Here is a 22,535-nt window from a genome sequence, read left to right as displayed (position 1 = left end):
ACTCAGCGCAATCCGGCGTACTGCGTGTACGCGCCCAGGATCAGCTCGCCCCAGAAGAACACGATCCAGCCGGCGATGGCCAGATAGGGACCGAACGGAATCGTGGTCGCGCGGTCCTTGCCGCGCGCGGCCAGCCAGATCGAGCCCAGGATGGCGCCGACCAGCGAGGACAGCAGCACCGTGGGCAGGATGCCCTTGAGCCCGACCCAGGCGCCGATCGCGGCCAGCAACTTGAAGTCGCCGTGGCCCATGCCTTCCTTGCCGGTGAGCTGTTTGAACACCCACCACACCGACCACAGGCTCAGATAACCGGCCATCGCGCCGAGCAAGGCCGGTTTGGTCGGGAAATACAGGTTGTCGGAACTGGCCACCAGACCCAGCCACATCAAGGGCAAGGTCAGTTGGTCCGGCAGCAGCTTGGTGCGGAAGTCGATGCCCGACAGCGCGATCAGGAAGGTGCTGAACACGATCGCGCCGAAGCCCTGCCAGCCGAAGCCGAAGCGCCAGACGCAGGCCAGCACCGCCAGCATGGTGATCAGTTCCACCAGCGGGTACTGCGGCGAGATCGGGGTCTTGCAGCTGCGGCAACGGCCGCGCAGGAACAGGTAGCTGAAGACCGGGATGTTCTCGTACCAGCTCAGCTGGTGCTTGCAGTGCGGGCAGTGCGAGCGCTCGACCACGATGCCCGGCGGCGGCGGGTCGTAGATTTCCGGCAGCTCCAGGATCTCGCGCGCATCGCGCTTCCACTGCCATTCCAGCCGCTTGGGCAGGCGCAGGATGACCACGTTGAGGAAACTGCCGACCAACAGCCCGAGGCCGGCCGCGAGGGGATACCCGAGGCCGGGGTTCTGATCCAGGAATGCCATGCGCGAAGGATAAGCCTAAGCGGTCAGATCGTCGCGGCCAGCTTGAAGATCGGCAGGTACATGCCGATGACCATGCTGCCCACCACCACGCCCAGCACCACCATGATCAGCGGTTCGAGCAGGCTGGACAGCGCGTCGACGGCATTGTTGACCTCTTCCTCGTAGAACTCGGCCACCTTGAACAGCATGGTGTCCAGCGCGCCGGCCTCTTCGCCGATCGCGGTCATCTGGATGACCATGTGCGGGAACAGGTTGACCTGCTTCATCGACATGTTGAGCTGGTAGCCCACGGCCACGTCGTCGCGGATGCGGCGCACGGCCTGCTCGTAGACCACGTTGCCGGTGGCGCCGGCCACCGTGTCCAGCGCCTCCACCAGCGGTACGCCGGCCTTGAAGGTCACCGCCAGGGTGCGCGAGAAGCGGGCGATGGCCGAGTTGTGCAGGATCTGGCCGACCACCGGAATCTTCAGCATCATCCGGTCGAGGAAATGGGCGAAGGCCGGCGAGCGGTTCTTGGCCATGATGAAGCCTATGATCGTGCCCACCACCAGGAACAGTACCAGCCACCACCATTTGATCATGAAATCGCTGGCCGCGATGATCATCAGCGTGAAGGCGGGGAGTTCGGCGCCGAAGCTTTCGAACGTTTTCTGGAACTGCGGCACCACGAAGATCAACAAGATCGCCGAGACCAGGATCGCCACCGCTATGACCGTGGCGGGATAGAACAGCGCCTTCTTGATCTTGCCCTTCAGGCTTTCGATGTTTTCCTTGTAGCTGGCCACGGTGTCCAGCACCGTTTCCAGCACACCGGCCGATTCGCCGGCCTTGACCAGGTTGCGGTAGAGCTCGTCGAACTGCACCGGGTGCTTGCTCAGCGCCTCGTGCATGGACGAGCCGCTTTCCAGGTCGGAGCGGATCGTGTTGATCAGATTCTTCATCTTCTGATTCTTCTGGCCGCCGGCCATGATCTCCAGCGAGGTCACGATCGGCACGCCGGACTTCATCATGGTCGCGATCTGGCGGCTGAAGATGGCGATGTCGCGCGGGGTGATGCGCTTGCCGGCGCCGCCGAACAGCGGCTTGCCCTTGGGCTTGACCGTGCCGGGGGTGATGCCCTGGCGGCGCAGCTCGGCGCGCAGCATGTTGGCGTTCTTGGCCGCCTGCTCGCCCTTCATGACGACGCCGCGCTTGTCCTTGCCCTCCCAGACGAAGAGTTCGAGCGGGTTGGGGCGGCGGGCGGGGGCCTGCTTGGTCGCGGAGCGGGTCGCGGACATGGTTTAGTCCTTGGTAACGCGGTTGATTTCGGAAAGGCTGGTGACGCCGTTGCGCACCTTCATCAGCGCCGACTGGCGCAGGTCGCGGATGCCGGAACGCTGCGCGGCGGCGGCGATCTGTATGGCGTTGCCGCCTTCCAGCACGATCGCCTGGATCTCTTCGGTCATGGGCATGACCTGGTAGATGCCGGTACGGCCCTTGTAGCCTTCGGTGCAGTCCGGGCAGCCGCCGGCCTCGTAGACCTTCAGGCCGCCGACGATCTCGTCGTGGCTGAAGCCCTCGGCCAGCAGCGCGTGCTCGGGCAGGTGGACCTCGCGCTTGCAGTCGTGCAGGCGGCGGGCCAGACGCTGGGCGATGACCAGGGTCACCGAGGAGGTGATGTTGTACGGCGCCACGCCCATGTTCATCAGGCGCGCGATGGTCTGCGGCGCGTCGTTGGTGTGCAGGGTGGACAGCACCATGTGGCCGGTCTGGGCGGCCTTGATCGCGATCTCGGCGGTCTCGAGGTCGCGGATTTCGCCGACCATGATCACGTCCGGGTCCTGGCGCAGGAAGCTGCGCAGCGCGGCGGCGAAGGTCATGCCGCGCTTGACGTTCATCTGCACCTGGTTGATGCCCGGCACGCGGATTTCGACCGGGTCCTCGACGGTGGAGATGTTGCGCATGTCGTCGTTGAGGATGTTCAGCGCGGTGTACAGCGACACCGTCTTGCCCGAGCCGGTCGGGCCGGTCACCAGGACCATGCCGTAGGGCTTGACCACGGCGCCGACGAACAGGTCTTTCTGGTCTTCCTCGTAGCCGAGCTTGTCGATGCCCAGCTTGGCGGCGCTGCCGTCGAGGATACGCAGCACGATCTTCTCGCCGAACAGGGTCGGCAGAGTGCTGACGCGGAAGTCGATCTGCTTGGTCTTGGACAGGTTGAGCTTGATGCGGCCGTCCTGCGGCACGCGCTTCTCGGCGATGTCCAGCTGCGCCATGACCTTCAGGCGCGCGGCGATGCGCGGAGTCAGCTTGACCGGCACCTTGGCGACCTGCTTGAGGATGCCGTCGATGCGCAGGCGCACGCGGTATTCGGTTTCGTAGGGCTCGAAGTGGATGTCCGAGGCGCCGCGGCGGATCGCGTCCACCAGCACCTTGTTGACGAACTTCACCACCGGGGTATCGTCGCCCTTGGCGTCCACGCCGCTGTCGCCGGCGGCCGTGAGGTCGTCGTCGCCGCCGCCGACGTCCAGGGTTTCCAGGCCTTCTTCGGTGACGCCGTCGCCCAACGCGTCGGCCGACTCCAGCCACTGGTCCAGGCTGCGCCGGATGGTGTCGTCGTCGACCAGGATGGCCTCGATCACCAGGTTGGTCTGGAACTTGATCTCGTCCAGGGCGCGGGTGTTGGTCGGATCGGACAGGCCCACGAACAGCTTGTTGCCGCGTTTGAACAGCGGCAGCACGTTGTGCTTGCGGATCAGTTCCTCGTTGACCAGCTTCACCGCCGACTGCGAGGCGTCCAGCGCGCTGGCGTCGAAGATCGGCACGCCGAACTCGATGGAGTTGGCGGCCGCCAGCTGGCTGGCGCTGACCAGGCGCTTTTCCGCCAGGTAGGTCGCGATCGGCTTGCGTTCGCTGGTGGCGCCGGTCATGGCCTCGCGGGCCGCGGATTCCTCCAGGGCACCATCCAGCACCAAGCGCCGGGCAATGCCGGTGATTCCCACCAAGTTGGCGGTCGCGACGCTAGACATCGCAGTCCTCGGTTTTTCCCCAGGCCGACTTTACCCCAATCCTTGGGTCACGCGAGCGGACAACGGTCGCCTTTTCGCTCCTCCAAAGGCCGTTATGACGCCAATTTCGGGCTTACGCAATCTTGGACCGCATCGATTACCAACGGTTCAATGGGTCTGAATGCGGCCACGCAGCTGGGCGATCAGGGCCTGGCCGGCGCGGTCGTAGGGGCGGGTGCGCGCCTGTATTTGCCGCAGCACGCGCTCGGCGTCCTGGCGACGTCCGTTGGCCAGATAGGCTTGGACCAGCACGTCGGCGACCTCGAGCGGCGCCTGGGTGGTCCAGGCACCTTCGGCCTGGGCCTGGGCTCCGGCCCAGTCCTGGGAGCGGGCCAGGACCAGGGCCGCGATCAGGTGCAGTTGTCGCCTGGGATGGGCGGCCGGGTCCTGCGTCGGGGCGGCGCGCAACAAACCCAGTACCAGTGCGGACACCTGCGGCGAGGCGACCCCGGGGCAGCGATCGCCCGCGGAGGCTTGGGCGAGCAAGTCGACGACCAGCACCTCGTCCAGGGTTACCTTGGCCTGGGCATCGGTCAGCGCCCGCGTCAATTCGGACGGATCGGCTGGGCGTCCCGCCAGGCAGGCGATGGACACTGCGTCGATCCGCGCCAGCAGGCGCGTGCGGGGCTGGGCGCTGCGCTGCAGGCGGTGCATCTGGGCCAGCGCCGCGTCCGTACGGCCTTCGGCCAAGTCGATGAAAGCCTGGGTCTGGCGCGCTCGCAGCGACTCGGGGTGGTGGATGAGGGCGTTGGCGACGATGGCCGGTTTGCTGCGCCAGGTCTGCACGCGGCCGTAGGTTTGTAGGGCCAGTACCAAGCAGGCGGCGGTGGCGAACCAGGCCAGCGGCGCGAGCCGCAGGCCCGCTGCGCCACGTCGCGGCCACAGCGCCAGTGTCCCGACCAGGGCCAACGCCAGACCGAATGCGGGCAGATAGTTGCGATGTTCGTAGTACATCTCCAGCGGCAGCACGCTGGATTCGACGCTATGAGCGAGCAGGAAGAAGAACCAGCCCGCGAAAAGGCTGGGTGCGCGTCGGCGCAATTCGACCACGAGTGCGCTCAAGGCCAGCAGGCCGGCGATGGCCAGGGCGGTCGTCGCCGGAGCGAATAGGCCCACGGAGATAACGAAATCGTCGCGGAACAGGCTCATATGCTCGCCGCGCGGCCACAACAGCGAGCCGGCATAGTCCATTAGCACGCGCGTCTGGGTCAGCAGGCGTTGGTCCGGCGAGAATCCCCAGTCCGAATAACCCCGCAGCAGCGTCTGCGGCGCCGCCGCGAACGCCAGCAGCGCCACCACGAACGGCAAGGCCAGGAACAGGCCGAAGAACAGGCGTATCGCAAGGGGGCGCTTGCCGGGGAAGTAGGCCAGCTCGAATGCCAGGCACAACAGTGGGGCGACGATCGCGTTCTGCTTGCTGAGTACGCCGGCAACGACCAGCAAAGGAAAGGCGGCGAACAACAGCGCTATGGCGGTCCGGTCCCGCGCTCGCGAAGTCAGTCGGGTCCGGGCGAGGAAGTAGGCCAGCACGGCGCCCAGTGCGAACAGCGCGCTGAGTTGCGCCATGCGCTGCACCGCATATAGCACGGTGCTGACCTGGATGGGGTGCAACAGCCATAGCGCAACGGCGATCGCCGCCAATGCGCGCGCTTGCGGCGCCAGACGTGGGTCCTGAGCGAGCGTCCGGCTCAGCAGGCGGAACCCGAGCGCGGCGCAGGCCGCATGCAGCAACAGGTTGCCGGCCTTGTACGACAGCGGCCCCGGGCCGCCGGCTGCGACGGTCGCCAGGAAGCTCAGCATCGACAGCGGTCGCGCTTCGATCAGGCCGCCTTGGCCCAGCACGACCGTCCGCCAATCGGCCTGGCCGTTGTACCAGGCCCTGAGCACGGCCAGATTCGCCGGATCATCGAACAGGAAAGGCCCCTGCAGCCCGGGCGCGTACAGCACAAAGGCTGCCAGCGTCGCAGCGACCAGCAGCCACCTGGCGAAGTCCCAACGTGAGTCGGGGAGCGGCATCGGGACTCGTGCGGCGGACATGGCGATCGTTCGGCCGCACTCCGTTCAGAGCGCGCTGCGTACCATCGCCAGTTCGCGGCGCTGCTTGGAGTCGTAGGGTTTGATCGTCGCATCCAGCGTTTCGATCATGCGCTGCGCCTGTTCGCGCTTGCCCTGCTTGGCCTGGGACCAAGCCAGCAACAGCCCCACCTGGATGTCATGGCCGCTGGGCTCCCACAGCGACGCCGCCAGGGCTTCGGATTTGGCGAAGTCGCGGTCCATGGCATACAGGTCGGCCGCCATATAGCGTGTGCGCCACTTCGGCATCGCCGAATCGGCCTGGTTCGGCGTGGCGTCGGTCAGCTGCAGCAAGTTCGCGGCCAGGCGGCTGTTACTGATCCGTCCGCAGCCGCGGCTCTGCGTGGTGTCGGCGAGGAATTGCAGCGACGACATTTCGAAGATGGTGATCTGCGGCTGCAATGCAGGAACCAGACGGTCCAGATCGGCCGGGTCGGCATCGGAGTTTTTTAGGCAGCTGCCGGTGATCAGGTTGATCTGCGCGAGCAACCGGTTGCGCGGATCGGGGCTGCGCAGCAGATGTTGCATGATCAACTGGTGGGTGGCGTAGTCCTGGGCCTGCAGGGCCAGCACCGCGCGGTCGAAGTTGGCGCGCAGCGACTGCGGATGGAAACGCAGGCCCTGGGCGACCACGGTTTCGATTTTCTGCCACACCATTACCCTGCCGAAGGTGGCGAAGGCCAAAACGAGGCCGAAAGTGCCGGCGGCCAGTAGTCCCAGTTGCCGGGTCGACAGCACATTGGTCCGCAAGCGGGCGCCGACCTGGGCGAACAGGGCGACCAAAGCGAGCATGACCCCGGCCGAAGGCAGGTAGTTGCGGTGCTCGTAGTACATCTCCAGCGGCAGGAAGCCGGACTCCACGGCGTGGCCGGCCAGGAACAGGAACCAGCCGGCGAACACCGTAGGGGCGCGTTTGCGCACCGCAATGGCCGCCGCGCTGATCGCCAGCAGGGCCAGGATCGCCGCCAGGGTGCTCGGCGGCGCCATCAAGCCGGTCGATACCGCGAAATCGTCGGTGTACAGGCCCATGGCTGGGCTGCGCGGTATCAACAGCATCGCCAGGTAGTCGCATAGCGCGCGCGGTTGGGTCAGCAGGCGCTCGCCCAGGGTAAAGCCCCACTCCGCATAACCGCCCAGCAGCTTGTCCGGCGCGAACGCGAGCAAGCCTGCAGCCAGGACCGCCGGCAGGCCCAGGCTCAGCCCGAAGAAAGGCCAGAGCACGGCGCGCGAGGCAGACTGCCCACGGAAATAAGCCAACTCCAGCACCAGGCACAGCAGCGGCGCGATGGCGGCGTTCTGCTTGCTGAGCAGGCCCGCGACGACGATCAGCGGAAACAGCAGGAACAACAGCATGGCGGTGCGGCGCGTAGCGCCTTGGGCGAGCTGCCGGCGCGCGATCAGGTAGGTCCAGACCGCGGCCAGCACGAACAGCGTGCTCAGCTGCGCCGCGCGCTGTACCGCATACAGCACGGTGCTGACCTGCAGCGGGTGCAGCAGCCAGAACGCAGCGGCGACGATCGCCAGCGCGTTGGCATGCATAGCCAGGCGCGGGTCCTCGGTCAGTGCGCGGCGGGCGACCGCCCACACCAGCACGCCACAGGCCAGGTGCACCGCGAGGTTGCCCAGCTTGAACGAGAACGGATCGACGCCGCCCAGCCAGGTCGTGAGCAGGAAGCTCGCCATCGCAACCGGGCGGGCCAGCAGCAGCGATCCGTTGCCCAGCACCACCTCCTGCCAGGTCGCCTTGCCCTTCGCCCAGGCGAACAACGCAGTGAAGTTCCAGCCATCGTCGAACAGGAACGGGCCGGACAGGCCCTGCCAATAGATCGCCGCAGTCAACAGCAGTAGCAGAATCAGCGGCAATTTTTGGCGCATTCGTATTCCTACGGGCGGTTACTTGGGGTGCAAAAAGCAAAATGCGCATGGCCCCGGCAGGGGCGCATGCGCACTAAGGATGTCTGAAATTACGGGGTCCTGCACTCGGCCGGAAGCTGCGACTCGTTCGCCTGTCCGGTAGCGCTGCAAGTCCACTCGATCCGGCCCGTGTTCGAGCCACTGCTGGGCAGCAGGGTAAACGTAGTCACCGGGCCGCCGGTGCTGCGGGTCACCATACGCACCGAGCCGCCGTTCTGGACCTGGATCGACTGGCAGTAATCGCTGCCGGTGAACGTGAAGCCGGTGTTGGTGGTGGTGATCAGCGACAAGCCTTCGGCCGAATGTGCGGTTTCGCCGACGGCGAGCTTGGCGGCGGCCGCGACGTTGAGGCACTCGGCGTTCTTGGTGCGGATCGAGTAGTCCTGATAGGCCGGCAGGGCAATGGCGATCAGGATGCCGAGGATCGCAATGACGATCATCAGTTCGATCAGGGTAAAACCGTTTTGTCTGTTCATGGTCGGTCCCTCAGCAGGACACAAGAGTCGCGAGCCGAATGGCGTTGCGGACCGACAGGGGGGTGGTCCTGAAACTGTTGCGGGCATTGCAACAGGCCTTTCAGAAGAAACCCCGGCGAACCGGGGTTTCTCGATGTTGCGTTACTACCGTGAAACCAATTACGGGGCGCGGCACTCGCCCGGCAGCTGCGACTGGTTGGCCATACCGGTGGCCGAGCAGGTCCAGTCGATGCGGCCGCTGTTGCTGGCGGTGCTGGGGGCCAGGGTGAAGGTGGTGGCCGGGCCGCCGGTGCTGCGGGTCACGGCGGTGATGGTGCCGCCGTTGGCGATGGCGACCGAGTTGCAGTAGTCGCTGGCGGTGAAGTTGTAGCCGGTGTTGGCCTGGGTCACGACGCCCAGCGAACCACGGTCCTGAGCGGTTTCGGACACGGCCAGCTTGGCGGCCGCGGCGACGTTCAGGCATTCGGAGTTCTTGGTGCGGATCGAGTAGTCCTGGTAGGCCGGCAGAGCGATGGCGATCAGGATGCCGAGGATCGCGATCACGATCATCAGTTCGATCAGGGTGAAGCCTTGCTGGTTGTTCTTCATGGTGTTTCCCCTAGGAGTGGTGAACTTCACGTGCCTTTTGGCCCGGCTTTGCGGTCCGTCGGCTTGCCGTGCGGAACTGCACGTGCGCTAAAAGCATACGCATAAGCCATGCCAATAGCGGCCATCGGGGGGTTGAAATTCCAAACTGGTTCGGCGGTCACGCTAAATAGGGGCAACCCTCAAAAGCGGCCTGACGTTTTTTGTCAGGCGCGCCCGGTTGGGCTGACGTTTTGCGTCACATCGTGTATCCGGGTACCTTCGAATCGTTCCAAGTAGGCCGCCGCGAGCTGGTCCGGCAGGGGTAGGGCTGGGTCGGTCAAGCGCGACGGCGGTCCCAGCTCCGCAGTGGGCGAGGCGCCCAGCGCGGGTCGAGCTTGCATACTAAGGTGTCGCATGTGCGCCGGAGAGTGGGCGCGGTGGCGATGACAGGGCCGTTGTTTTGGGGGCAGGGGTGATCCGCGAAATACTGATGATTCTGTTCGTGAGCTGCTCGACCATCGGCAGCCAGTTGTTGATCAAGCGCGCCTTGCTGCAGCTGGCCGCGCGCAGTCCCGATTTGAAAGGCCTGGACTGGCTGATGTCTGCGATGCTGTCGCCGGGCGTATTGGCTGCGATCGCCGTCCAGGGCATGGGCTTCACCATCTGGGTCGTCGTGGTCAGTCGGGTCAAGCTCGGCATGGCCTTCGCCATTTCCGGCGCCACCATGTACATCCTGATGGCCACCGCGGGTTGGCTGGTCTACGGCGAGCGGCTGACCCCGACGCAGTGGGTCGGCGTGGCCTTGGTGTCGGCCGGGGTGCTGTTGCTGGCGTCGGTAGGGCAGAGTTCCTGAGCGCCGCACCCGTGTCGGAACCGCTGCATTCCTTCGTCGTCCCCGCCTACGGCCGCTCGCCGCACTTGCGCGCTTGCCTGGAGTCGCTGCGCGCGCAGACGCAGGCCTCGCGTTTGCACATCGCCAGTTCCACGCCCTACGACGGCCTGTCCGAACTGGCGCGCGAGTTCGGCGCCGACCTGGCGGTGCACGGCCCCAACGGCGGCATCGGCCGCGACTGGAACCAGGCCCTGGCCCAGGCCGCCACGCCCTGGGTCACCGTCGCCCACCAGGACGATATCTATCTGCCCGATTTCACCCGCCGCACCTTGGCGGCGGCGCAGGCGCGGCCGGATGCTGCGCTGCTGTTCACCGGCTATGCCGAGCTGCTGGGCGACAGCGAGGTCACCCGCGCCGGCACCGCGATGCTGCGGATCAAGCGCCTGCTGCTGGAGCTGGCGTTCCTGGGGCGCGAGGCGATCGCGGCGCCCGGGGCCAAGCTGCGTGCGCTGCGTTTCGGCTGTCCGATCCCTTGCCCGTCAGTGACCCTGGCGCGCGGCGCCGCGGCGCCGCGCTTCCGCGAGGATCTGCGCGTGAACCTGGATTGGGACGCCTGGGTGCGGCGCGCGCGGGAGCCGGGCGCGTTCGTGTACATTCGCGAGCAGCTGATGCTGCACCGTATCCATCCCGGCAGCGAGACCAGCGCAGGCGTGCGCGAGGGCGTGCGCGCGGCGGAGGACCAGATGATGTTCGATTCCCTGTGGCCGCGGCCGATCGCGCGCGTGCTGGCGCGCGCCTACCGCCTGTCCTACGCCGGCGCCGCCTGATGCAGCCCTACGCCGACCCCGTCGCTTCCATCGGCCTCACGCCGCAGGCGCAAGCCGAGCCGCCGCGCATCGCCGTGGTGGTGCCCTGCTATCGCGTGCGCGAGCACATCCTGGGCGTGATCGAGGACGTGCCGGCGATGGTCTGGCGCATCTACGTGGTGGACGACGCCTGCCCGGACCGCTCGGGGCAGTACGTGGAAGAGCACTGCCGCGATCCGCGCGTGCAGGTGATCTACAACGAGGTCAACCGCGGCGTGGGCGGCGCGGTCATGGCCGGCTACGCGCGCGCGGCCGCCGACGGCGCCGACGTGGTGGTGAAGATGGACGGCGACGGCCAGATGGAAGGCGCGGCGCTGCCGCAGCTGGTCGGCCCGATCCTGCGCGGCGACGCCGACTACACCAAGGGCAACCGCTTCTACGACCTGGCCCAGATCGGCCGCATGCCCAAGCTGCGCATCTTCGGCAACGCCATGCTGTCGTTCATGACCAAGATCTCGTCCGGCTACTGGGACCTGTTCGATCCCACCAACGGCTACACCGCGATCCACGCCAAGCTGGTGGCCAAGCTGCCGCTGCGCAAGATCAGCCCGCGCTATTTCTTCGAGACCGACATGCTGTTCCGGCTCAACATCGTGCGCGCGGTGGTGGTGGACGTGCCGATGGACGCGCGCTACGGCGCCGAGACCAGCAACCTGCGCATCTCCAAGATCCTGTTCGATTTCCTGTTCAAGCACCTGCGCAACACCTGCAAGCGCGTGTTCTACAACTACTTCCTGCGCGACCTGTCGCTGGCGTCGATCGAGTTGGCCTTCGGTGCCCTGTTCGTCACCGTCGGTTTCGCGATGGGGTTGGGTTTCTGGATCGAGTCGTTCCGCAGCGGCGTGCCGACCAGCGCCGGCAGCGTCATGCTGGCGGCTTTGCAGATCATCGTCGGTATCCAATTGCTGCTGGGGTTCCTGGCTTACGACATTTCCGCGGTGCCCAAACGGGCCGTACACCCCCTGTTGCGCGACGAATGAATCCGATGACGACGATGGAGCGGCGATGAGGATCGGTCCTGTGCTGCGGGCCTGCATGCCGGCGCGGCTTGAGCGCGCGGCGGCCAATGCCTACCGCGCGATCTTCGTAGACCTGGACCGAGTGGCCGACGCGCTGGCCGGCGCCTTGCCGGCGGACGCGAGCGTGCTGGACATCGGCGGCGGCGACGGCGAACTGCTGAATAGGTTGTTCGCGCGCCGGCCCGACCTGCGCGTGACCATGGTGGACGTGGCGGCCAGCGTGGGTCGGTTTCTACGGCCGGACGCCGCCGAGCGCGTAACCAGGATTCCGGCGACCACGATTCAGGATCATCTGTCGGGCTTGTCGCGCAAGTACGACGCGGCGATCGTGGTCGACGTCATGCATCACGTCGCCTTGGACCAGCGCGAGGATTTCCTGCGTGCGGTCATGGACGCGCTGCGTCCGAGCGCGCCCTTGCTGATCAAGGACGTTGAGCCGGGTCACTACCGCGCCACCCTGGGCTACCTGGCCGACAAGTACATCAGCGGCGATCGCGGCGTGGTGCTGGTGGCGTCGGCGCAGTTGGCCGAACTGCTGCGCCGCGTATCGCCCGATACGGACGCGACCGAAATCGGTTTGCTGGCCCGCGACCGCCCCAACTACCTGATGCGCGTCAGCGTCCCCTGAACCGAGCCCACATGCAGCCACTGAGCTATACCGCGCTGGAACGCGTGAAGGTGCCCAGGCCCCGCGACCGCCTGAGCCAGATCGAAGCGCATGCGCACGGCAAGCGCGTCTTCGATCTGGGCGCGCTGGACGAAACCGCCTACGGCGCCAAGCAGGACAAGGGCCTGTGGCTGCATTCGCGCCTGTGCGCGGTCGCGCGCGAGGTGATCGGCATCGACAACTCGGCCTTGGTGCCGCAAGGGGGTTTGGCCACGCGCCCCAATGGCCGGATCGTCCAGGCCGACATCTTCGCCCTGGGCGACAGCGTGGCGCGCTACGGCCAGCCGGACCTGATCGTGGCGGGCGAGCTGATCGAACACCTGCCCGATACCCTGGGCTTCCTGCGCAGCCTGAAAGCCTGCCCGGAACTGCAAGGGGTGGAGTTCGTGTTCTCGACCCCCAATGCCTGCAGCTGGCACAACATCGCCATCGGCCTGGCCGGGCGCGAGTCCACCCACCCCGACCATCTGCAGATCTATTCCTATAAGACACTGCGGACCTTGTTCGACCGCGCCGGTATCGAGCTGCATTCGCTGTCGCCCTATGGCGCGCGTTTCGACGAAATGATCGAGCGCAGCGGCGCGGCAGGTCGGCTGGCGGTGCGCGGATTCCAGGCGGGCGTCAACCTGCTGGAATGGGCGACGCCGATGCTGAGCGCCGGATGGGTCGGCGTGGCGCGGATTTGATGCGGATCTAAACGATGCGAATCTGAGCGGCCAGGCCGCTCAGTCGATGCCCAGCTTCTTGAGCTTGTAGCGCAGCGCGCGGAAGGTGATGCCCAGCGCGGCCGCGGTGCGGGTCTTGTTGTAGCGGTTTTCCTGCAGCGCCTGCTGGATGGCGGCGCGTTCGATCTCTTCAATGTACGAGGGCAGGGCGCTGGTGGAGGTGTCGCGCGGGTTCATGGTGCGCGGGTCCACGGCGGCCGCGGCGGCCGGCGCGGCCGCCGGCGGCGCGCCCGGAGCGGGCGGCGGGGCCTGGGTGGACAGGCGCGGCAGGCGCAGGTCGGCGGCGTTGAGCACCTCGCCTTCGGCCAGGGCCAGGGCGCGCTCCAGGATGTTCTCCAGCTCGCGCACGTTGCCCGGGAAGGCGTAGGCGCGCAGGGCCTCCAGCGCGTCCTCGCCCAGGCGCGGCACCACCCGGCCCTGGGCGCCGGCCAGGCGTTCGAGCACCTTGCTGGCCAGGCCGGGCAGATCGTCCAGGCGTTCGCGCAGCGGCGGCACGCGCAGTTCGATCACATTGATGCGGTAGTACAGGTCCTGGCGGAAGCGACCGTCGGCGACCAGCGCGGCCAGGTCTTTATGCGTGGCCGAGAGGATGCGCACGTCCACCACCACTTCGGCCTGCGCGCCGACCGGGCGGATCGATTTTTCCTGGATCGCGCGCAGCAGCTTGACCTGCATGGGCAGCGGCAGTTCGGCCACTTCGTCGAGGAACAGGGTGCCGCCGTCGGCGGCCTGGAACAGGCCGGGCTTGTCGGCGTGGGCGCCGGTGAAGCTGCCCTTCTTGTGGCCGAAGAATTCGCTTTCCATCAGCTCGGCCGGGATCGCGCCGCAGTTGACCGGCACGAACGGGCCGCTGGCGCGGCCGCCTTCGGCGTGAATGGTGCGCGCGACCAGTTCCTTGCCCACGCCGGACTCGCCGGCGATGTAGACCGGCGCCTGGCTGCGCGCGACCTTGCCGATGGTCTGGCGCAGCCTGGCCATGGCCGGCGATTCGCCGTACAGGCGCGAGGCGACCGCGTCGGCGGACGTGCGCCGGCCCTCGTTGAGTTCCAGCGCGTGGCGGACCAGGTCGCGCAGCACGGTCAGCTCGACCGGCTTGGCGACGAAATCGAAGGCGCCGGCCTTGAGCGCTTCCACCGCGGCCTCGACGTTGCCGAAGGCGGTGATCATGGCCACCGGCGTGTCGGGGTGCTTCTGGCTGATCTCGGCCACCAGCTCCAGGCCGGAGCCGTCGGGCAGGCGCATGTCGGTGAGGCACAGGTCGTAGCGGTTGCGCGCGAGCTGGCTGCGCGCCTCCGACACGCTCGAAGCGGTGTCGCAGCGCAAGCCCATGCGGCCCAACGTCATGACCAACAACTCGCGAATGTCGCGCTCGTCGTCGATTACCAGTGCACTACGGGTTTCAGCCATTGCGTCCTCCGCCCGACACGATAGCTTATGGGGCCTGTCACGGCCAAGCCGGGAGCGTGCGCCAGGTCACGCTGGCAGCATCGCATTGGCACCGGCGAGCTGGATGCGGAAGCAGCCGCCGCCGCCGGGCATGGGCACGTAGTCCAGCGAGGCCTGGTTGGCGCGGCACAGCTCGCGGGCGATGTACAGGCCCAGGCCGGTGCCGTGGCTGGACGTGGTGAAGAACGGGCGGAACAGCCGCGCGGCCACCGCTTCGGGGATGCCGGGGCCGCGGTCGAGCACGTCGATCACCGGCACGGCGTTGGCGTCGGGATACACGTGCACGGTCACCCGCGCCGGCAGGCCGGGCATGCGGCCGTAGGTCAGGGCGTTGTGCACCAGCACGGTCAGGGCCTGGTGCAGCTGGCGCGGGTCCACCAGCGCGGCCAGCCGCGGCTGGGTGCCGGTGGCGCGCAGGCTGTCCTGCTCGATCGGGTGGCTGGTGTTGTATTCGTCGACGAACTGGCGGGTGAACCCAACCAGGTCCACGTGCTCGGGCTTGGCCGGCTCGCGCCGGGCCATGCCCAGCACGTTCTCGACGATGCCGTTCATGCGCGTGCCCTGCTGGCGCACGATCTCGAGCAGGCGGCGGTCGGCCACGGCGATGTCGCGCGATTCCTCCAGCAGCTGCACCGCGTAGCTGATCGCGGCCAGCGGGTTGCGGATCTCGTGGGCCAGGCTGGCCGAGAAGCGGCCCAGCGCGGCCAGGGTGATGGATTCGGCGCGGCGCGAGACCAGGGAGGTGTCGTCCAGGAAGATCAGGGTCTGGTCGCTGCCGGCCAGCAGGCGGGTGAAGCGCGGCACCACCTCGGGCTGGTCGCCGGCCATCTGCAGCGGGCTTTCGTCGGGCACGCCGTCGGCGCGCCAGCGGCCCAGCCGGCGCGCCAGTTCGGGCGCGGCGATGGACAGGTTGCGGTGGGCCTGGTCGGAGTGCTCGCCGGCCTCGCCCAGCAGCAGCATCGCCGCCTCGTTGGCCAGGCGCAGGCGGCCTTCGCCGTCCACCAGCAGCACGCCGGTGCGCATGCGCCGGATGATGAGCTCGTTGATTTCGGCGTAGTTGGCGGCCTCGGCGCCGCGGCGCTCGGCCAGGGCCGCGCTGGCGCGCATCTCGCGCCCGAGCAGGCTGGTCAGGGTGGCGATGGCCATGAAGCCCAGGGCGAACATCGCCGGTTCGCCCAGCACCCGGTTGCTGCCGCCGGCGAAGAACTCGCTGTAGACGTACTCGCCCAGGATCAGCGCCACCGCCACGCCGGCCATGCCCAGGCCGTAGCGCATGCGCAGCAGCAGCGCGGCGGCGCCGACGTTGAACACCAGCATCAGGGCGATGCCGGTGCCGGCCGCGGGCAGGGCGTGCAGGGCCAGGATGCCGGCGGCCAGGTCGACCACGATGCCGATCAGGGCCTGGGTGTGCAGCTCGCCGCGGCGCCCGGACACGAACAGCAGCATGGCCGCCAGCATATAGCCCAGGACCACGCCGCGGGCCAGCAGCGGCAGGGTCGGGGCGCTGATCAGCACCTGCGCCGGGCCGAACACCAGCAGGGCCAGCAGGGCGGCCTCGAGCAGGCGGTACAGGGTGAAGAAGTACAGCTCGCGTCGCAGCGCGTGGTCGGCGTCGGAGGCGGCGACGGGGGCGAGACCGGAGGGCAAGCGGCAGTCCCTGGGCGGACGGGAGTGGCCGCGAGTATGCGCGAAAGCGCCGCCAGCGCCCATGCGCGGCGGGCTCTGGCCGCGGCCGGACGACCTATCCGGCCGCGCCGGCGGGCTTTGCCGGGTCTGGCCGCGGCCGTTGCGGCGGCGGCCGGGGGACGGGCGGTTTTGCTCGCTCCGCCGCGATGGGCGACAATGCGGCCCCCTCGCGCCCGGCCCGCTTCGGCGGTCCGCTGCTCGCGCGGGACGTCTTTCACTCCCCTCGGTGACGCATGAATTTCCACGAATACCAGGCAAAGCAGCTCTTTGCCGACTACGGCATTGCGGTGCCGGCCGGGCGCGTCGCGCGCACGCCGGAAGAGGCTGTCGACGCAGCCAAGGCCATCGGTGGCGACTTCTGGGTGGTCAAGGCCCAGATTCACGCCGGCGGCCGCGGCAAGGCCGGCGGCGTGAAGCTGTCCAAGACCTTCGACGAGGTCCGCGACTACGCCAAGGGCATGCTCGGCACCAAGATGGCCACCTACCAGACCGCCGGCGTCGAGCTGCCGGTCGACAGCGTGCTGATCACCCAGGCCACCGACATCGCCAAGGAACTGTACCTGTCGGTGCTGGTGGACCGCGGCAGCAAGGCCATCACCTTCATCGCCTCGGCCGAAGGCGGCATGGACATCGAGCAGGTCGCGCACGAGAAGCCCGAAGCGATCAAGACGCTGCACGTGAACTATGTGCAGGGCCTGCAGCCCTACCAGACCCGCGACCTGGGCTTCGCCCTGGGCCTGAACGCCAAGCAGGTCGGCCAGCTGAGCAAGATCATGCTGGGCCTGTACAAGCTGTTCAACGACAAGGACCTGGCCCTGGTCGAACTGAACCCGCTGGCGATCCTCACCGACGGCAACCTGGCCGTGCTCGACGGCAAGATCAACTCCGACGACAACGCCACCTTCCGTCACCCGGAACTGGCCGCGATGCGCGACATCCGCCAGGAAGACGAGACCGAGGTCAAGGCCAGCCAGCACGACCTCAACTACGTGACCATGGACGGCAACATCGGCTGCATGGTCAACGGCGCCGGTCTGGCCATGGCCACCATGGACGTGATCTCGCTCAACGGCGGTTCGCCGGCCAACTTCCTCGACGTCGGCGGCGGCGCCACCAAGGAGCGCGTGACCGAGGCCTTCAAGCTCATCCTCAGCTCGGACAAGGTCAAGGCCATCTTCGTCAACATCTTCGGCGGCATCGTCCGCTGCGACATGATCGCCGAGGGCATCATCGCCGCGGTCAAGGAAGTGGACGTCAAGGTTCCGGTGATCGTGCGTCTCGAGGGCACCAACGTCGAGGCCGGTAAGGAACTGCTGAAGAACTCGGGTCTGGCCATTACCCCGGCCGACGACATCAACGATGGCGCGAAGAAGGCGGTTGCCGCCGTCGCCGGTAAGTAAGGGGCCGATGACATGTCCGTTTTGATCAACAAGAACACCAAGGTCATCGTGCAGGGCTTCACCGGCTCGCAGGGCACCTTCCACGCCGAACAGATGCTCGAGTACGGCACTAAGGTCGTCGGCGGCGTCACCCCGGGCAAGGGCGGCACCCAGCACCTGGGCCTGCCGGTCTTCAACACCGTGGCCGACGCGGTCGCCCAGACCGGCGCCGACGCTTCGGTGATCTACGTGCCGCCGCCGTTCGCGGCCGACGCGATCCTGGAAGCGGCCGACGCCGGCATCAAGGTCATCGTCTGCATCACCGAAGGCATCCCGGTGCTGGACATGCTGCGGGTCAAGAACACGCTCAACGGCTATCCGGACACCGTTCTGGTCGGTCCGAACTGCCCCGGCGTGATTACCCCGGGCGAGTGCAAGATCGGCATCATGCCGGGCCACATCCACATGCCGGGCAAGATCGGCATCGTCTCGCGTTCGGGCACGCTGACCTATGAAGCGGTCAAGCAGACCACCGACGTGGGCCTGGGCCAGTCGACCTGCATCGGCATCGGCGGCGACCCCATCAACGGCACCAACTTCATCGACGCGCTGAAGCTGTTCCAGAACGATCCGCAGACCGAGGGCATCATCATGGTCGGCGAAATCGGCGGTTCGGCTGAGGAAGAAGCGGCCGAGTTCATCGCCCAGCACGTGACCAAGCCCGTGGTCGGCTTCATCGCCGGCGCCTCGGCGCCCAAGGGCAAGCGCATGGGCCACGCCGGCGCGATCGCCTCGGGCGGTTCGGGCACGGCCGAAGGCAAGTTCGCGGCGATGGAAAAGGCCGGCGTCACCACGGTCAAGTCGCCCGGCGACCTGGGCGCGGCGATCGCCAAGCGTCTGGCCAAGTAAGGCCGGCTGGAGTGGTTGTGAGGAAGCCGCCTTCGGGCGGCTTCTTCGTTTTTGTGGATTCGGTGACGGGGCTTTCGCCGTCCGCTGTATTTGCGCGTGCCCTCACCCCAACCCCTCTCCCGCAGGCGGGAGAGGGGCTAGATGCACGGTCGTTGCCGGATGTCGCTGGCTAAGCCTTTCCGAAACTCCTACACGCCAGCGGGGTAAAGCCCCTCTCCCGCTTGCGGGAGAGGGGGTGGGGTGAGGGCCGCTTTCCCGACAGTCGTCCGGATCCCCAAGCGCAAAACTGCCGCTTCTCCCGAAGGAGTGCGCAGGATGCGATCAGGCCAAAAACGCGGCTTCGCCCGCCATCTGCGGCGCGGCATGACCGACGCCGAATCCCGCTTGTGGTTCCACCTGCGCAATCGCGCCCTGGATGGGCGCAAGTTCCGCCGCCAAGTCCCCATCGGCCCCTATGTGGTCGATTTCGTCTGCGTGCAGGCGCGCCTGGCGCTGGAGCTGGACGGCGGCCAGTACGTCGGCTTTACCAAAGACCCGGCCCGGACCGCCTTCTTGCGCAAACAGGGGTACCGCGTGCTGAGATTCTGGAACAATGACGTCCTGCAGCGGACCGACGCCGTGCTGGAACAAGTTCTGACGGCGCTGGCCCCGGACCCCGACCCCACGTTCGACCCGACCTAGCGCCCATGCCCCAGACCCTCCGCATCGCCCTGGCCCAATTCGATTTCCCCGTCGGCGCCGTCGAGCGCAACGCCGAGCGCATCGCGGCGATGATCGTGCAGGCGCGCGACGAACATGGCGCCGACGTGGTGCTGTTCCCGGAACTGGCGATCAGCGGCTATCCGCCCGAGGACCTGTTGCTGCGGCCCAGCTTCCTGGCCGATTGCGAGGCCGCGCTGCTGCGCGTGGCCAGCGCCGCGCACGGCATCGTCGCCGTGGTTGGCTGGCCGCAGGCGGCCGGGGCGGTGGTCTACAACGCCGCCAGCGTGTTGCGCGACGGCCGGGTCGAGGCTACCTACCGCAAGCGCGAGCTGCCCAACTACGCGGTGTTCGACGAGCGCCGCTATTTCGACGTGGACCCCGACGGCGGCGACTGCGTGTTCGACCTAAAGGGCGTGCCCGTGGGCGTGGTGATCTGCGAGGACCTGTGGTTCGCCGAGCCGCTGGCGGCCACCGCCGCGGCCGGTGCCGAGCTGGTGCTGGTGCCCAACGCCTCGCCGTTCCAGCGCGACAAGCACGCCCAGCGCGACGCCCTGATCGCCCAGCGCGTGCGCGAGAGCGGCTGCGCGCTGGCCTACCTCAACGTGGTCGGCGGCCAGGACGCGCTGGTGTTCGACGGCGCCTCGGTGCTGGCCGACGGCGACGGCCGCGTGCACAACGCGGCGCGCGCGTTCGAGGACCATTGGCTGGTGGCCGACTACGAGCCGGCCGCGCGCCGATTCGCGCCGGTGCAGTGGCCGGAGGAAAGCGACGACGGCCGCGATTCGCTGGCCTGGCGCGCGGTGGTGCGCGGCACCCGCGATTACTGCCGCAAGAACGGTTTCGACTCGGTCTGGCTGGGCCTGTCCGGCGGCATCGATTCCTCGCTGGTGCTGGCCATCGCGGTGGACGCGCTGGGCGCCGACAACGTCACCGCCGTGCGCATGCCCTCGCGCTACACCGCCGGCCTGTCCAACGACCTGGCCGCCGAGCAGTGCGCGGCGCAGGGCGTGCGCCTGCTGGCGCTGCCGATCGAGAAACCGTTCCAGGGCTACCTGGACGCGCTGGCCGAGGCCTTCGCCGGCAAGCCGGTGGACGTGACCGAGGAGAACCTGCAGTCGCGCACCCGCGGCGCGCTGCTGATGGCGCTGAGCAACAAGTTCGGCGGCCTGCTGCTGACCACCGGCAACAAGAGCGAGTACGCGGTGGGCTACGCCACCATCTACGGCGACATGTGCGGCGGCTACGCCCCGATCAAGGACCTGTACAAGACCGAGATCTACTCGCTGGCGCGCTGGCGCAACGCGGTGGCCGGCGCGCCGTTGATTCCGCCGGGCGTGATCGACCGCCCGCCCTCGGCCGAACTGCGCGACAACCAGAAGGACCAGGACTCGCTGCCGCCCTACGACGTGCTCGATGCGATCCTGCTGCGCCATGTCGACCAGGAGCAGTCGCGCGACGAGATCGTCGCAGCCGGCTTCGCCGCCGACACGGTGGACCACGTGCTGCGCCTGGTGCGCATCAGCGAATGGAAGCGCCACCAGGCCGCGCCCGGCCCCAAGGTGTCGCAGCGCGCGTTCGGCCGCGAGCGCCGTTACCCGATCAGCAACGGCTACCGCGGCTGAGCCCGCGTTCCCTCACACCTCCACAAGGAAACCGCCGCATGTCCCGAGAGATCATCCAAACCGACAAAGCCCCGGCCGCGATCGGCCCGTACTCGCAGGCCGTGCGCGTGGGCGCCACCGTCTACCTGTCCGGCCAGATCGCCCTGGACCCGGCCAGCGGCCTGGTGGTCGAAGGCGACATCGAGGCGCAGGCGCACCGCGCCTTCAGCAACCTGCAGGCGGTGTGCGAAGCCGCCGGCGGCTCGCTGTCGCAGGTGGTGCGGCTGGGCCTGTACCTGACCGACCTGGGCGCCTTCGGCAAGGTCAACGCGGTGATGGGCGAGTACTTCAACCCACCGTATCCGGCGCGTTCAACCGTGGAAGTGTCGGCGCTGCCGCGCGGCGTGGCCTTCGAGGTCGATGCGGTGATGGTGCTGGATTGAAGTGCGCGGCGCGGCGACGGCCGCGCCCACGCGCAATCGGTGGCGGTGCGACGGTGCGGTTCGCTATAGGCTCACCGCACCCTAGGGTCGTCGCTTTCGTTTACGGCGCCAGCCGCTTGCGCGCCAGTTCGTCCAGCAAGCGCTCGCGTGCCTGGCTGGGCGTGCTGCCGGTCAGGCGCTTGAAGGCGCGGCGGAATTCGCGCGGGTCCTTGTAGCCGATCGCCGCGGCCACGCTGGCGATCGGGCGTTCGCGCTCGCGCAGCAGGGCGTAGGCCTGGTCGATGCGTAAGCGGTCGTGCAGGGCGTTGTAGCGCGTGCCCTCGGCGGTGAGCTGGCGGCGCAGGGTGCGCTCGCTCACGTGCAGCTGCGCGGCGATGTCGGCCAGCTTGGGGTCGCCGGCCAGTTGCGCGCGCAGCAGCCGTTCCACCGCCGCGGTGGTCTCGCCCGGTGCCTGCGTGGCCGGCATCTGCGCGCGCAGCAGCGCCACCACCTGTTGCGCGGCGATCGGGTTGTGGGTGCTCAGCGGGTGGTGCAGCCAGCGCGCGTCCATGACCAGCCGGTCCTGCGGTTGTTCGAACGCGACCGGGCACTGGAACACCTGCGCGTAGAGCTCGGCGTAGTCGGGCGCCGGATAACTGAATTCCAGCCGTAACGGCCGCAGTTCCGAGCCCACCAGCCCGCGCGCCAGCGCCAGGCAGCTGGAGAAGAACTCCTCGCAGACGAAACGGTGGATGGCCGGATTGGGCAGCACCATCTCGCCGGCCAGGGCCAGCTCGCCGGGCGCGGCCGCGCTTTCGACGAAGCGCATCAGGCTGCCGACCACCGGGGTGAAGCGCAGCCCCAGCGCCACCGCCTCGCCGAAGGTCGCGGCGGTGGTCATGGCCAGGCCGAGCAGGCCGAAGTTGCCCACGTTCTGCTGCGCGCCCAGCTCCAGGCCGATCGACGGCGGCAGCACCCGCAGCGCGCGCTCGACCACGATCGCGGTCTGGCGGTCGGGCAGGCGCACGCCGGGGTCGTCGATCTGGGCCCGGGTCAGGCCGGTGCCGGTCAGCCAGCCGGCGCTGGACACGCCCTGTTCCTCGGCGCTGCGGAACAGGCCCCACAGCAGGTTGGGCGACATCAGGGCGATGTCGGTGCGGGGCGCTTCCTGTACGCGTGGTTGGGGCATCGTGCTCGCAACTTGGCCGGTAATCCCCCCTTAGTGTGCCGCAACCGCCCTCTGATGCACGCGGGCCCTGTTCAAGACTTCGGTCACAGGCGGTGCGCGTGGGGACGCAGCCCGCCGCGGCGCGCTGCCGGCGCGCCGTTCCAGCACTT

The 22,535-nt window shown here is 67.9% G+C and carries 20 protein-coding genes; 10 read left to right on the top strand and 10 right to left on the bottom strand.

The genetic code is table 11. From position 1 onward, the window contains the following. Positions 1-2: 2 nt before the first annotated feature. The 7 genes from DX914_RS12235 to DX914_RS20705 all read right to left on the bottom strand — a co-directional run bounded on the left by DX914_RS12235 (position 3) and on the right by DX914_RS20705 (position 8,964). Positions 3-866, bottom strand: coding sequence for a prepilin peptidase (locus tag DX914_RS12235; RefSeq protein WP_115859412.1), 864 nt, complete (start codon positions 864-866; stop codon positions 3-5). Between the two features lie 23 nt (positions 867-889). Next, positions 890-2,143, bottom strand: a complete 1,254-nt coding sequence (locus DX914_RS12230) for a type II secretion system F family protein (RefSeq protein WP_115859411.1) — start codon at positions 2,141-2,143, stop codon at positions 890-892. A gap of 3 nt (positions 2,144-2,146) precedes the next feature. Further along, a complete protein-coding gene (gene pilB, locus DX914_RS12225) occupies positions 2,147-3,874 on the bottom strand; it encodes a type IV-A pilus assembly ATPase PilB (protein ID WP_115859410.1) in 1,728 nt (575 codons plus the stop codon). A gap of 147 nt (positions 3,875-4,021) precedes the next feature. Further along, entirely contained in the window at positions 4,022-5,950 is a 1,929-nt protein-coding gene (locus DX914_RS12220) for a hypothetical protein (RefSeq protein WP_147300660.1), read from the bottom strand. A gap of 24 nt (positions 5,951-5,974) precedes the next feature. Continuing rightward, positions 5,975-7,861 carry a hypothetical protein gene (locus tag DX914_RS12215; RefSeq protein WP_115859408.1) on the bottom strand — a complete coding sequence of 629 codons (1,887 nt, stop codon included), beginning with the start codon at positions 7,859-7,861 and terminating at the stop codon, positions 5,975-5,977. Between the two features lie 89 nt (positions 7,862-7,950). After that, positions 7,951-8,376 (bottom strand): pilin, encoded by a 426-nt coding sequence (locus DX914_RS12210; protein WP_115859407.1) that lies wholly within the window; start codon positions 8,374-8,376, stop codon positions 7,951-7,953. A gap of 159 nt (positions 8,377-8,535) precedes the next feature. Then, complete coding sequence (locus DX914_RS20705) at positions 8,536-8,964, bottom strand: pilin (RefSeq protein WP_115859406.1); 429 nt, start codon at positions 8,962-8,964, stop codon at positions 8,536-8,538. 469 nt (positions 8,965-9,433) lie between these two features. On the opposite strand from DX914_RS20705, the gene DX914_RS20255 reads away from it, so the two are divergent. From DX914_RS20255 to DX914_RS12185, 5 genes are read left to right on the top strand one after another with little or no spacing between them, the layout of a single operon-like run. Further along, complete coding sequence (locus tag DX914_RS20255; protein WP_158549273.1) at positions 9,434-9,796, top strand: EamA family transporter; 363 nt, start codon at positions 9,434-9,436, stop codon at positions 9,794-9,796. Positions 9,797-9,807: 11 nt separating this feature from the next. Then, positions 9,808-10,602 (top strand): glycosyltransferase family A protein, encoded by a 795-nt coding sequence (locus DX914_RS12200; RefSeq protein WP_158549271.1) that lies wholly within the window; start codon positions 9,808-9,810, stop codon positions 10,600-10,602. Further along, positions 10,602-11,621, top strand: a complete 1,020-nt coding sequence (locus DX914_RS12195; RefSeq protein ID WP_115859404.1) for a glycosyltransferase family 2 protein — start codon at positions 10,602-10,604, stop codon at positions 11,619-11,621. Before DX914_RS12200 ends, DX914_RS12195 begins: the two co-directional genes overlap by 1 nt. 25 nt (positions 11,622-11,646) lie before the next feature. Beyond that, positions 11,647-12,288, top strand: coding sequence for a class I SAM-dependent methyltransferase (locus DX914_RS12190; RefSeq protein WP_115859403.1), 642 nt, complete (start codon positions 11,647-11,649; stop codon positions 12,286-12,288). A gap of 11 nt (positions 12,289-12,299) precedes the next feature. Further along, positions 12,300-13,013 (top strand): methyltransferase domain-containing protein, encoded by a 714-nt coding sequence (locus DX914_RS12185; protein ID WP_115859402.1) that lies wholly within the window; start codon positions 12,300-12,302, stop codon positions 13,011-13,013. Between the two features lie 39 nt (positions 13,014-13,052). Here DX914_RS12185 and DX914_RS12180 read toward each other — a convergent pair whose 3' ends face one another. Both DX914_RS12180 and DX914_RS12175 read right to left on the bottom strand, forming a co-directional pair. Then, complete coding sequence (locus tag DX914_RS12180) at positions 13,053-14,459, bottom strand: sigma-54-dependent transcriptional regulator (protein ID WP_115859401.1); 1,407 nt, start codon at positions 14,457-14,459, stop codon at positions 13,053-13,055. 66 nt (positions 14,460-14,525) lie between these two features. Next, a complete protein-coding gene (locus DX914_RS12175; RefSeq protein WP_231118255.1) occupies positions 14,526-16,145 on the bottom strand; it encodes a sensor histidine kinase in 1,620 nt (539 codons plus the stop codon). A 272-nt stretch (positions 16,146-16,417) separates the two neighbouring features. Here DX914_RS12175 and sucC point away from each other — a divergent pair, with 272 nt between their 5' ends. The 5 genes from sucC (at position 16,418) to DX914_RS12150 (ending at position 21,218) form a co-directional block, all read left to right on the top strand. Further along, positions 16,418-17,584, top strand: coding sequence for an ADP-forming succinate--CoA ligase subunit beta (sucC, locus tag DX914_RS12170; protein WP_115859399.1), 1,167 nt, complete (start codon positions 16,418-16,420; stop codon positions 17,582-17,584). Positions 17,585-17,596: 12 nt separating this feature from the next. Then, positions 17,597-18,472 carry a succinate--CoA ligase subunit alpha gene (gene sucD, locus DX914_RS12165; RefSeq protein ID WP_115859398.1) on the top strand — a complete coding sequence of 292 codons (876 nt, stop codon included), beginning with the start codon at positions 17,597-17,599 and terminating at the stop codon, positions 18,470-18,472. A 315-nt stretch (positions 18,473-18,787) separates the two neighbouring features. Then, the gene (locus DX914_RS12160) at positions 18,788-19,153 is read left to right on the top strand and encodes an endonuclease domain-containing protein (protein ID WP_115859397.1); all 366 of its coding nucleotides are present in this window, start codon (positions 18,788-18,790) and stop codon (positions 19,151-19,153) included. 5 nt (positions 19,154-19,158) lie between these two features. Continuing rightward, a complete protein-coding gene (locus DX914_RS12155) occupies positions 19,159-20,796 on the top strand; it encodes an NAD+ synthase (protein ID WP_115859396.1) in 1,638 nt (545 codons plus the stop codon). A gap of 38 nt (positions 20,797-20,834) precedes the next feature. After that, positions 20,835-21,218, top strand: a complete 384-nt coding sequence (locus tag DX914_RS12150) for a RidA family protein (RefSeq protein WP_115859395.1) — start codon at positions 20,835-20,837, stop codon at positions 21,216-21,218. 100 nt (positions 21,219-21,318) lie between these two features. Here the strand turns inward: DX914_RS12150 and DX914_RS12145 are convergent, their stop codons facing one another. Then, the gene (locus DX914_RS12145; RefSeq protein WP_115859394.1) at positions 21,319-22,386 is read right to left on the bottom strand and encodes an AraC family transcriptional regulator; all 1,068 of its coding nucleotides are present in this window, start codon (positions 22,384-22,386) and stop codon (positions 21,319-21,321) included. Positions 22,387-22,535 lie beyond the last annotated feature (149 nt).

It is taken from the genome of Lysobacter silvisoli (assembly GCF_003382365.1).
GTDB lineage: Bacteria > Pseudomonadota > Gammaproteobacteria > Xanthomonadales > Xanthomonadaceae > Lysobacter > Lysobacter silvisoli.
Note: the sequence above shows the minus strand (reverse complement) of the source record. Positions and strands in the feature narration are given on the sequence as shown.